The sequence below is a fragment of the Rhodobacteraceae bacterium IMCC1335 genome (assembly GCA_039640495.1).
GTDB lineage: Bacteria > Pseudomonadota > Alphaproteobacteria > Rhodobacterales > Rhodobacteraceae > Thalassovivens.
The window spans coordinates 909,998-921,460 of the sequence record CP046864.1 but is presented as its reverse complement, the minus strand read 5'-3'; the positions used below and the strand labels follow the sequence as shown (position 1 = coordinate 921,460).

Below are 11,463 nucleotides of genomic sequence, written 5' to 3'. Positions count from 1 at the left end.
AGCATCCCCCCCTGAGGTCAACGCCTTCTCCGCAAATATATAATATAATATCAAGATCAAGCCACTGGGCACGCCGTTGAAAGGGCTTTTTTCAAGCCTGATCAGGCCTTATCTTAACACAGACAGAGCATCCGCTTTCCAAACCCTTAAAACGCAATCTGCACTTTCAGCGCGGATCCTCGGTCCGATGCCATTTCAAATCCTGCAATTGCATCATGCAACGGCACATTTTGGGTGATCAAATCAGAAACCTTTATCAAGCCTTTTTGCATCAAAGATACCGCCAACTTAAACTCAAAATGAAACCTAAAAGAGCCCTTCAAAGAAATTTCTTTGGCGGTCAACGCTTGCATTGGTACGTTCATATCACCGCCCAAGCCAAGCTGTATCAATTGCCCGGCCGGTCGTAAAACTGAGATGCCGCTCGCCAGCGCAGCAGCTGCCCCCGAACATTCAAAATGCACATCGACCTGGCCTTTATCACGGCCGTAAGGGGCCAAAGCCTGTGGCCGTGTCAGGATGTTATGCGTTTGATCCGCCCCAGCGGCTTTCGCTTTCGCAAGCGTGTAATCCGAAAGATCAGTGGCGATTATCTCTGCAGCGCCGGCGCGCCGTGCCACCAAAATGGTCAGAGCTCCAATCGGACCACTGCCCGTGACCAACACGCGGGCCCCTATCAAATTGCCAGCTTGCTTCACCGCATGCAAAGCCACGGCCAGCGGCTCGGCCATCGCGGCTTCACCCGCCGTTAATCCATCTGCCACAACGCATTGATCCGCCTCTGCCACCAGATATTCCTGAAAAGCCCCCTGAATATGCGGAAACGGCATCGCGCTGCCATAAAACCGCATATTCAAACAATGATTCAATTGCCCGCCCCTACAGTAACAGCAATCATAACAAGGTCTTGAGGGTGAAATAGCCACTAATTGCCCAAGCCGTAGCCCCTCTACATCGGGGCCAAGCTCAACGATTTCACCTGCAACCTCATGCCCCAGAACCATTGGTTCACGCAGTTTGATCGGCCCAAAACCACCGTGATTGTAATAATGCAGGTCGGACCCACAAATGCCCCCCGCTTTCAAAGCGACCGCCACCTGCCCGGGTCCCGGCGCCTCTGCGTCCCGCGTTTCCAAACGCAAGTCTTTCGCGCCATGAATGACCAAAGCTTTCATGTCAGTGGCTTTCCCTGCTGTACAAGCTGATTAAAGATAGCGATAAGATCCATCGCGGCCAAGCCCAATAATCCCGGGCCCAAGAAGGAGAAACCGAATGTCATCTGGATTGTTCAATCTTAATGGGAAGCGCGCCTTAATCACGGGATCAAGCCAAGGCATCGGCTTTGCTCTGGCAAAAGGTCTGGCGGCAGAAGGCGTTAAAATCGTCTTAAACGGGCGCAATGCCGAAAAACTGGCCAGCGCCGCGAAAGCCTTAGAGGCTAACGGTGTAAAAACCCATCAATTGGCGTTTGATGCCACGGATCATACCGCGGTACGCGAGGCGATAGACGGGTTTGAAAGCGCGTCTGGCGCGATTGATATCTTGGTCAACAATGCCGGAATGCAGCATCGCGCCGCGTTGCAAGATTTTCCACCCGAGGCGTTTGAGCAATTGCTCCAAACCAATATCGCGTCGGTCTTTCACGTGGGCCAAGCCGTCGCCCGCCATATGATCGGGCGCAAACGGGGAAAGATCATCAATATTGCCAGCGTACAATCAGCCTTGGCCCGCCCCGGCATTGCACCCTATACCGCCACCAAAGGCGCCGTGACCAATTTGACGAAAGGCATGGCGACAGATTGGGCAAAACACGGGCTGCAATGCAATGCAATTGCGCCGGGCTATTTTGACACGCCCCTAAATGCAGCTTTGGTGGCCGATCCCGAATTCAGCGCCTGGCTGACCAATCGAACCCCCGCGGGGCGCTGGGGGCAAGTGGAAGAATTGGTGGGGGCTTGCATCTTTTTGGCCTCTGACGCGTCTAGTTTTGTAAATGGCCACACGCTTTACGTCGATGGTGGAATCACCGCCTCGCTGTAAACTTTATGCCAGCTGCAGCCGAAACGGCTGCAGCCGCTCCCAATCAAACTCGACCCCGATACCGGGCGCATCGGGCGCTACAGCCAAATGCTGTTCCATTTGCAGGGGCTGCTTGGTGTATCGGTCAATCGGAAAGCTATGCACTTCAAGCCATCCGCCGTGGGCTTGCCCGCTCACCAAAGACACGTGTAATTCTTGCATCCCATGGCTGGAAATCGGCACGCCAGAGCGTGCGCTCTCAGCCGCGACGCGCAACCAGCCCGTGATGCCCCCGCAATTTGACGCATCGGGCTGAACAAAGCCCAACTGGCTTTGCGCCAGCGCCATTTGGAACTCTTCATGCGTGTGCAAGTTTTCACCCTGCGCAACCGCGATGCCGCTCGCCTTGGAAATTTCCGCATAGCCGGCAAAATTTTCAGGGATAATCGGTTCTTCAAACCACAAGATATTCTGATCGCGCACCGCCTTGGCGAGCGCGATGGCCTGCGCCACATCCAGCGCATAATTGGCGTCAATCATAAAGTGAATCTCAGGCCCGATTAACGCGCGCACCGCGCGGATCCGCGCAATATCTTCCTCAAGACTGGGATGTCCCACTTTGATTTTTACCGCATTAAACCCAGCCGCCAAATAACCCTCAATATGCTCGCATAATTTGGGCAATGGAAAGGCCAGATCAATCCCGCCTGCATAGGCTTTGCAGCGGTTGCCGGCGCCACCCGCCATCTGCCAGAGCGGCAAACCCGCAGCTTTGCAGCGCAAGTCCCAAAGCGCAATATCAACAGCAGAGATTGCAAAGCTTACGATGCCCCCGCGCCCGACATAATGCATATGCCACAGCATTTGCGCATACAAGCTTTCGATATCCATACTGCAGCGCCCAACTAAAAATGACGCCAAATCGTTCTGGATCAGCGCAAGAATCGCATGCCCGCCGCGTCCGCCCGTATAGGTATAGCCGGTGGCGCGGCGCCCATCTGCCAAACAGATGGTAACGCAGATCAGCTGAAAATGGCTATGCGCCCCATGTTTGGCATCCACCAAAACCTCATCCAGCGGCACCTCAAAAAGCGCCGCCTCTACCTCAACGATCTGGGTGTTCTCCCCCACGCTGCGATCTCCTTACAGATGCGCGCATTCCGGCACCGGGCTGATCACGCTGCCCGAGGCCAGATGAGTGAGTATATTATCAACCGTCAGATTTCCCATCGCCGCGCGGGTTTCCACAGTGGCGCTTCCCACATGCGGCAACAGGGCCACATTTGACAGCGCCCGCAAAGTTTCAGGCACTTTCGGCTCTTGCTCAAACACATCCAGCCCGGCCCAGCCAAGGCGCCCGTCTTGCAAGGCCGCGATCAGAGCCTTTTCATCCACAACCGACCCGCGGCTGACATTGATCAAAGTGCCGTTAGGACCCAGCGCATTCAACACCTCTGCGTTTACAAGATGCCGCGTTGCGGGCCCGCCTGGGGTGATGCAAATCAACACATCACTTTGGCGCGCCATATCGATCAGACTCTCACAATAGGTGTAATCCACCGGCTTTGCGCTGCGCGAATGATAAAGAATTTTGGCGTTAAAAGGAGCGAGTTTCTGGGCAATGGCCTGCCCGATCCGACCCATGCCCAAAATACCAACAATTTGATTATCGGCAGAGCGCGACAAGGGCGCATTGCCCTCGCGCTCCCACGCACCCGAGCGCACATACGCATCTTCTGCCAAAAAGTTTCGATAGCATGCAAGCATCAGCAAAAGCGCTGTGCTCGCCACTTCGGCATTCAACACATTCGGCGTATGCGTGACGTGGATGCCGCGTGCGGCGGCGGCGGCGGTGTCGATCGCATCATAGCCCACCCCGTAGCAGCTGATCACTTTCAAATTGTGCATCGCCTCCATATAGGCCGGCAAAATCCCATCATGACCATTGGTGGCCACGTAAGAGATTTTATCACCATGCTTTGCCAACCACGCGATTGGATCTGCGATATCCGCCAATGCATGGATGTTAAATTTTTCAGAAAGGCGATGCAGCATCTCTTCCGTTGCGTCTCCGATCAGTAAAAGATTAGGCATGATCATGCGTCTTCCGTAACGCTTTGACGCTGCGATCCAAGGCCTTCAATCGTCAGCTCCATCACATCGCCGCGCTTGAGATAAATCGGCTGCGGCTTGATCCCCATTCCAACGCCAGGGGGGGTTCCGGTGCTAATCACATCACCCGGGTGCAAAGACATCAACCCAGAAAGATGTTCAATTATTTCCGCTACGGAAAAAATCATCGTATTGGTGTTGCCTGTTTGCATACGCTTGCCGTTCACATCTAGGCTCATCGCCAGGTTTTGCGGATCCACAATTTCGTCACGTGTGACCAACCAAGGACCGGTTGGCCCGAATGTGTCGCAGGATTTTCCCTTCGTCCACTGCCCCGTAAGCGAGGTCTGAAAATGGCGCTCAGACACATCATTTATAACGCAATAGCCAGCCACATAATCAAGCGCCTCTGCTTGCGAGACATATTTGGCCGTTTTACCGATCACCACGCCCAGCTCGACCTCCCAATCTGTATGGGTTGATCCGCGTGGCATCGACACATCATCGTTCGGACCAACAACAGCCGATGTGGCTTTGGCAAATAAAATTGGATGTTCGGGAATTGCGGCGCCAGTTTCAGCCGCGTGATCGGAATAATTCAACCCGATACACAGAAATTTTCCAATGTTTCCGACGCAGGCGCCCAGGCGTGGGCTTCCATCAACCAATGGCAGGTTGTTAGGATCGAGCGCGCGTAATTTATCCAGCTCTGCATCTTGCAGCGCGGCCCCGGCAATATCAGCAACATGCGATGACAGGTCTCTCAGATCCCCATTTTGATCAATCAAACCAGGTTTTTCCGAACCGATGGCCCCGTAACGAACAAGCTTCATTCTCTATCTCCTAATGGTTGTCGCGCGGCACATATTTGCGCGCAATATCTCTGTAATTATCGGCATCTTTCAAAATCATGCCTTCGTCGAAGCGCCCGACCTTTTCGCGGAACAGCTCTTGCCAGGGCGAATGATTCTCTGGGTAGGGATAGCCTTCGGCCTCAAAGGCGCGCGCGCGCTCTGCAAGCTCGTCCAAAGGCACCAGCATATCCGCCGTGCATTTTTTAAGATCAATGCGGACGCGATCGCCAGTTTTCAAAAGTGCCAGCCCACCGCCAGCCGCCGCTTCTGGCGAGGCATTCAAAATTGAAGGGCTTCCTGATGTGCCCGATTGACGGCCATCGCCAATACAAGGCAGCGCCTCAACGCCTTTTTTCAGCAAATAGGCAGGTGGGCGCATATTCACCACTTCGGCGCCCCCAGGATATCCAATCGGCCCTGTACCACGCATGAAAAGAATACAGGTTTCATCGATATTTTCCGCAGGATCATCAATGCGATGGTGAAACTCTTCGGGCCCATCAAACACAATAGCCCGGCCTTCGAACGCATCTAGGTCCTCGGGGTTTGACAGATAGGTTTGCCGAAAATTATCGCTGATCACCGAGGTTTTCATGATCGCACTGTCAAACAGGTTCCCCGATAAATTTATAAACCCTGCTTGCGCTTTGATGGGCGCGCTCACGGGTTTGATCACATCTTGGTTTTCGCTGCGCCGGTCGATACAGTTATCGCCCATCGATGCGCCATTGACGGTAAGCGCTTTGGGATGCGGCAATAAACCAGCTTCGAGCAACTCTCCAACAACCGCCGGGACGCCGCCCGCCCTTTGATAATCTTCACCCAGATACTCCCCCGCGGGCTGCAAATTCACCAAAAGCGGGATGTCATGGCCAATGCTCTGCCAATCATCATTGTTCAATGGCACGCCAAGATGGCGCGCAATCCCGTTCAAATGGATCGGCGCATTGGTAGAGCCGCCAATCGCAGAATTGATCACGATCGCATTTTCAAAGGCCTCACGCGTCATCACATCGCTTGGCCGCAGGTCTTCCCACACCATATCGACGATCCGCAAACCAGTTTCATAACTGATTTGCCCGCGTTCACGATAGGGCGCCGGAATCGCTGCAGAGCCGGGCAATTGCATGCCCAGCGCTTCGGCCAAGGAATTCATCGTGGTGGCGGTGCCCATCGTATTGCAATAGCCAACCGAGGGTGCGGCACTGGAAACCAGCTCCATAAAACCATCATCATCAATATCGCCCGAGGCCAACATCTCGCGTGCCTTCCAAACGATGGTGCCCGAACCGGTCCGCTCGCCGTTGAACCAGCCATTCAACATCGGTCCTACCGAAAGCGCGATGGCAGGGATATTCACCGTCGCTGCCGCCATGAGCAGCGCAGGGGTGGTTTTATCGCAGCCAATATTCAGCACCACGCCATCAAGCGGATAGCCAAATAAGGTTTCAACAAGCGATAGATAGGCCAAATTGCGGTCTAACATCGCAGTCGGGCGCTTGCCGGTTTCCTGAATCGGGTGAACAGGAATTTCAATCGGTGTGCCGCCGGCCGCGATGATCCCGTCGCGCACGCGCTTGGTCAGCTCAAGGTGATGGCGGTTGCACGGGCTGAGATCGCTGCCGGTTTGGGCGATCCCAATGATCGGTTTGCCCGATTGCAGCTCTTTTCGTGTCAGGCCGTAATTCAGATACCGCTCTAAATAAAGCGCTGTCATTTCGCGGTTATCCGCATTCATGAACCATTTACGTGATCTCAAGTCTTCAATTTGAATTTTTTTCATAAGTTTATCCTGACCATCCGCCGTCAATGATATGGGCTTGCCCTGTGGTAAAGGCACTTTCATCGCTGGCAAGATACACCACCAGCGCCGCGATTTCTTCTGCTTTTGCAATCCGCCCCATCGGTTGGCGCGCAATAAAAGCTTTCATCGCCGCCTCGTAATCACCGGTGGCATGCAAGCGATCATGCAAGCTCGGGCTTTCAACCGTGCCCGGGCAGATCGCATTGCAGCGGATCCCTTTGGTAATGTAGTCGATTGCAACCGATTTTGTGAGGCCCAGAACCGCCGCCTTCGTGGTGCCATAGACAAACCGGTTTGGCGCTCCGATAACCGAAGAGCAGGCTGAAGACATATTGATAATAGAGCCTGATCCGCGCTCTAACATGCCCGGCAAAGCCGCCCGCACGGTCCGCAACATCGAGCGCACATTCAGATCAAAGGCGAAATCCCAATCTTCATCGCTGGCCTCTAGCACCGTGCCATTATGCACAAAACCGGCACAATTGAACAATACATCGGGCTGCGCTACTGCAACGCCCGCCACCACAGAGGCCACTGAGCGGACGTCTAATTCAAATATTTCTAAAGTGCCGGTCGCCTCGGATTTCAACTGCGCCAAGCCTTCGGGATTTATATCAGTGGCGAATACCTCAGCGCCCTCAGCCACCATCGCCAAAGCCGCCGCGCGGCCAATCCCTTGACCCGCCGCCGTCACCAAAATGCGTTTATTTTTCAATCTGTTACCAGACATACACTTCCCCCCATTGCCCGTGCTAAACCCAATATTTCTGGGCAACGCAACCTTCGCTTCGCTGTGACTAACATCAGAAGCACGAACACTCAACAGTTACGGAACGCGGCAACAACGACCGGCAAATCCTGAGTGACATCCGAAATTTCATCTTTATTGTGACGGTAGAAAGAGCAAAATGAGGATGCCATGTCGGAAATATCAAAGGTCGCATTTCTAGGAACAGGTCTTATGGGGTTCCCAATGGCTAGGAATTTATCTGCCGCCGGCGTCACGCTCAGCGCTTGGAACAGATCTGCTGAAAAAGCGATCGGGCTCTCTGGCTTTGGCGTGCATGTGGCGACAAGCGCCGCAGAGGCAGTTAAAAATGCTGATATAATCATTTCAATGGTGTCAGATGGCCCGACCGTGGCCCTGATCTTAGACGATGCGGCCTTGCAAAAAGCGCTTAAACCCGACGCAGTCTGGGTGGATATGTCCAGCACGAAACCAGAAGAAGCGCGCGCCCAAGCGGCGCATTTGCGCGCCTTTAACATCCGCCATTTAGACGCGCCCGTTTCAGGCGGCACCAAAGGGGCCGAAGCCGGAAGTCTTGCGATTATGGTTGGGGGGGCTGTCGATGATTTTTCGCAAGTTCAAGATGTTCTGGCCGGCATGGGCCGGCCAACCCATGTGGGGCCATCGGGCGCTGGACAATTGGCCAAGCTGGCGAACCAGGCCATCGTTGCCGTTACAATCGGCGCGGTTGCCGAAGCCATGCTGCTGCTCGAGCGCGGCGGCGCCGATCCGGCAGCGGTGCGGGCAGCCTTGCAGGGCGGCTTTGCTGATAGCGTTATTCTTCAGCAACATGGAGAGCGTATGACGACGGGCAATTTTGTGCCTGGTGGGCCTGCCAAATTTCACCTCAAAGATCTGAATAACGGGCTAAATGAAGCCGCACAGCTTGGCGTGAGCTTACCCGTCACGCAGCATATCCGAGATCGCTTTAAATATTTCGTTGAGCATATGGGTGGCGCAGATACAGACCATTCTGGCCTGTATTTAGAATTGCTCGAACATGGAAAGAACAAGCCATGACAAAAATCTTGATCCTTGGCGGTGGCGGTATGGTGGGGCAAAAGCTTGCCAATCATCTTTTGGCAGGCGGCTTGCCCGGCCATAAGACGCTCGATATTATTTTGTTTGATATGGCCTTTCCCCTGAAACAAAACGGGCGTCTGCGCTGTATAACCGGCTCTTTGACCGATGCGCAAAATATAACAATGCTTGCCCAATTGCGCCCCGATCTCGTCTTTCATCTGGCATCGATCGTTTCGGGCGAAGCTGAAAGCAATTTCGACGCGGGCTGGCAAGTTAATATGTTCACAATGTGGCATTATCTGGAAGCGTTAAGAAAACTGCATATAGAAACCGGCGGAACATATGTGCCCAAAATTATTTTCACCTCCTCAATTGCCGTCTTCGGAGGCCCGTTTCCGGAACAGATTGACGATACGTTTTTAAGCGCCCCTCAAACCAGCTATGGATCTCAAAAAGCCTCCTGTGAATTGCTGCTGTCAGATTTTAGCAGAAAAGGGTTTGTAGATGGGATATCCTTGCGGTTACCAACGATCTGCGTGCGCCCAGGCAAGGCCAACCTGGCTGCCTCATCGTTTTTTTCAGGGATCATACGCGAGCCTTTAAATGGCCAAAAAGCAATTTTACCTGTGGATGAAAGCGTGCGCCATTGGCACGCTTCTCCGCGCGCAGCCGCGGGGTTTTTAAAGCATGCCGCAACGCTAGACAGCCGCCTGTTGGAAAATCGGCGCGCGCTCAACCTGCCAGGCGTAAGTTGCACCGTGGCGGAGCAAATAGAGGCGCTGCGCCGTGCTGCGGGCCAGTCGGTCGTTAACTTGATTGAGCGTCGACCTGATGACACGATCATTAATATCGTTTCCTCCTGGCCTCGAAATTTCACCGCGCAACGTGCGCGTGCGCTGGGCTTTCAAGCAGAAGCCAGTTTTGATGAGATCATCGCAACCTATATTCAGGATGATTTGCCCAGCGCTGGCAAAGTCAACGCTGATTAATAAGAAAGCTTGGGCAGCTCGGGCGGCATGTCGAACACCAAGTTTCTTTCTAAATGGCTATAGATACGAGACCGAATCAACGCCTCATCCCGCATCAAAGCAGCCTCTAAAATTCCCTGATGCTGCTCAATGTTTTCGGCAACAAATACAAATTTCTTATCAGAATTAAAAACTTGCTGGCGAAATCGCTGGTAGATCATCGCATGCGTGGCTTTGAGCACATCTGATCCGCAGTCTGAAATAAGGGTTTCATGAAAGGCTTGCTCGGCTTTTGCCCAAAGAATGAAAAGTGGCGTATGGTCGGCGCTTCCTCGCACTCTTTTTTCAATATGCGACAATTTATGATGCGCCGCGGTCAACCGAGATTCCCAATCGATGCCGCCCTGACGAATCGACAAGCATGCCCCCTCGCATTCAAGCAAAATACGCAGATGCGTCAGTTCATGTTGTGCTTGATCGGTTGGAATTGGAACGCGAAAGCCACGCTGCTCTTGAAAAGACACCAAACCAACGGTGGATAATCTGAACAAAGCCTCTCGAATGGTGCTGGCCGAACAATTATAATCATGACGCAAAACGGCTGGTTTTAATTTCGTATTCGGCGTCAACCCACCCGAGGTTACCCGCAGACGCAGACCTTCGTAAATATCGTTTTCTTCATCCATCCGAGGCTCTCTTACTGCGTTCTAATCATGGTATAATATTATTATTTTAGCAAAATCACGAAATTTTCAAGAAATTAAATAAAAACTTGAAGAAACAGATTAAGCCCTCTAGTCTTTTCTGTGTTGATTAAAGGTCAGAGCTTCTACGGTTCTGGATAATTCGGCTATAAATGTCTGGGAGGACATCATGAAAATAGTAAAAAAGGTAGCCTTTGCTGCCGGTATCGCAGCTATGGCTGCAACAAGTGCATCCGCAGCGACCAACCTGCGCATTCAAACGCATTTCTCTGAAGAAAGCCCCAACGGTAAGCTTGCGGCGCAATTTATCGACAATGTGCAAACAATGTCTGGCGGTGAGATCTCGATCGAGATGTATTATTCATCTTCCGTGGTTTCTTCTGTGGAAACATTCGACGCGGCTGCCACAGGTGTTTTGGATTGCGACATGACAGGTGGTGCTTACCAAACAGGTAAGAACCCTGCATTCCAATTTGTTGGCGACATCATGGGCGGATATGACTCACCCTGGGATCAGTATAGCTGGCTCTATAACGGTGGTGGTTATGAGGCAGCACAAGAGCTGTACAACAAATATGACATGCAGTTCATCGGTTGGTGGATCCCAGGCATGGAGAGCCTGTCTTCTTCAAAACCAATCCGTAACGCAGAAGATTTCAAAAACTGGAAATTCCGGTCACCTCCAGGCATGGCAACGATGATTTTTGACAATCTTGGCGCCTCACCCATCGTGATGGATTTCACCGAAATCTTCACCGCTTTGGAAACTGGTATCATTGATGGAGCGGATGCATCAAACATCGCCACAAACGTGAGCTTGGGCCTGTATGACATCGTGAAGCACACAAACTATCCTGGTTTTCACTCAATGCCATCTGATCACTTGGCCTGTAACAAAGCCGTTTGGGATGGCATGCCCGAAGCACACCGCCGCATCATCAATGTTGCGATGGAATCCTTGGCCTTCCAAACCTCAATGCAGGTGGGCAAAGGCATGACTGCAGCAGCCTCTAAGCTGCGCGGCGAAGGTGTAACCTTGCATGACTGGTCTCCCGAAGACCGGGCCAGCTTCCGCGCCGCTGCGCAAGCCGCTTGGAGCGATTTCGCAACCACTCCAGAAGCGAAAGCTTTGCTTGCAAGCCACGTGACATATCTCAAAGAGCTGGGTCTGGTAGACTAAGTTTATTCATTG

11 protein-coding genes are annotated in these 11,463 nt (G+C 52.9%); 4 read left to right on the top strand and 7 right to left on the bottom strand.

From position 1 onward, the window contains the following. Positions 1 to 146: 146 nt before the first annotated feature. Positions 147 to 1,175, bottom strand: a complete 1,029-nt coding sequence (locus tag GN241_04450) for an alcohol dehydrogenase catalytic domain-containing protein (GenBank protein XAT56676.1) — start codon at positions 1,173 to 1,175, stop codon at positions 147 to 149. 97 nt (positions 1,176 to 1,272) lie between these two features. Here GN241_04450 and GN241_04445 point away from each other — a divergent pair, with 97 nt between their 5' ends. Further along, a complete protein-coding gene (locus GN241_04445; GenBank protein ID XAT56675.1) occupies positions 1,273 to 2,040 on the top strand; it encodes a glucose 1-dehydrogenase in 768 nt (255 codons plus the stop codon). Positions 2,041 to 2,043: 3 nt separating this feature from the next. Here GN241_04445 and GN241_04440 read toward each other — a convergent pair whose 3' ends face one another. From GN241_04440 to GN241_04420, 5 genes are read right to left on the bottom strand one after another with little or no spacing between them, the layout of a single operon-like run. After that, positions 2,044 to 3,150, bottom strand: a complete 1,107-nt coding sequence (locus GN241_04440; GenBank protein XAT56674.1) for a uroporphyrinogen decarboxylase — start codon at positions 3,148 to 3,150, stop codon at positions 2,044 to 2,046. Between the two features lie 12 nt (positions 3,151 to 3,162). Continuing rightward, positions 3,163 to 4,113 (bottom strand): 2-hydroxyacid dehydrogenase, encoded by a 951-nt coding sequence (locus GN241_04435; GenBank protein XAT59175.1) that lies wholly within the window; start codon positions 4,111 to 4,113, stop codon positions 3,163 to 3,165. 2 nt (positions 4,114 to 4,115) lie between these two features. Then, positions 4,116 to 4,964: a 2-hydroxyhepta-2,4-diene-1,7-dioate isomerase gene (locus GN241_04430; GenBank protein XAT56673.1), complete on the bottom strand. Its 849-nt coding sequence runs from the start codon at positions 4,962 to 4,964 to the stop codon at positions 4,116 to 4,118. 10 nt (positions 4,965 to 4,974) lie between these two features. Further along, positions 4,975 to 6,768: a dihydroxy-acid dehydratase gene (locus GN241_04425; GenBank protein ID XAT56672.1), complete on the bottom strand. Its 1,794-nt coding sequence runs from the start codon at positions 6,766 to 6,768 to the stop codon at positions 4,975 to 4,977. 4 nt (positions 6,769 to 6,772) lie between these two features. Then, a complete protein-coding gene (locus GN241_04420; protein XAT56671.1) occupies positions 6,773 to 7,519 on the bottom strand; it encodes an SDR family oxidoreductase in 747 nt (248 codons plus the stop codon). A 189-nt stretch (positions 7,520 to 7,708) separates the two neighbouring features. Between GN241_04420 and GN241_04415 the strand changes: the two genes are divergently transcribed. Further along, positions 7,709 to 8,596: an NAD-binding protein gene (locus GN241_04415; protein ID XAT56670.1), complete on the top strand. Its 888-nt coding sequence runs from the start codon at positions 7,709 to 7,711 to the stop codon at positions 8,594 to 8,596. Continuing rightward, a complete protein-coding gene (locus GN241_04410) occupies positions 8,593 to 9,588 on the top strand; it encodes an NAD-dependent epimerase/dehydratase family protein (GenBank protein XAT56669.1) in 996 nt (331 codons plus the stop codon). The genes GN241_04415 and GN241_04410 overlap by 4 nt, the downstream gene beginning before the upstream one ends. On the opposite strand, the gene GN241_04405 is transcribed toward GN241_04410, so the two are convergent. Further along, positions 9,585 to 10,253 (bottom strand): FCD domain-containing protein, encoded by a 669-nt coding sequence (locus GN241_04405; protein XAT56668.1) that lies wholly within the window; start codon positions 10,251 to 10,253, stop codon positions 9,585 to 9,587. The genes GN241_04410 and GN241_04405 overlap by 4 nt on opposite strands. A gap of 187 nt (positions 10,254 to 10,440) precedes the next feature. Here GN241_04405 and GN241_04400 point away from each other — a divergent pair, with 187 nt between their 5' ends. Beyond that, on the top strand, positions 10,441 to 11,451 hold the full coding sequence (locus tag GN241_04400; GenBank protein XAT56667.1) for a C4-dicarboxylate ABC transporter substrate-binding protein: 1,011 nt from the start codon (positions 10,441 to 10,443) through the stop codon (positions 11,449 to 11,451). Positions 11,452 to 11,463: the final 12 nt, after the last annotated feature.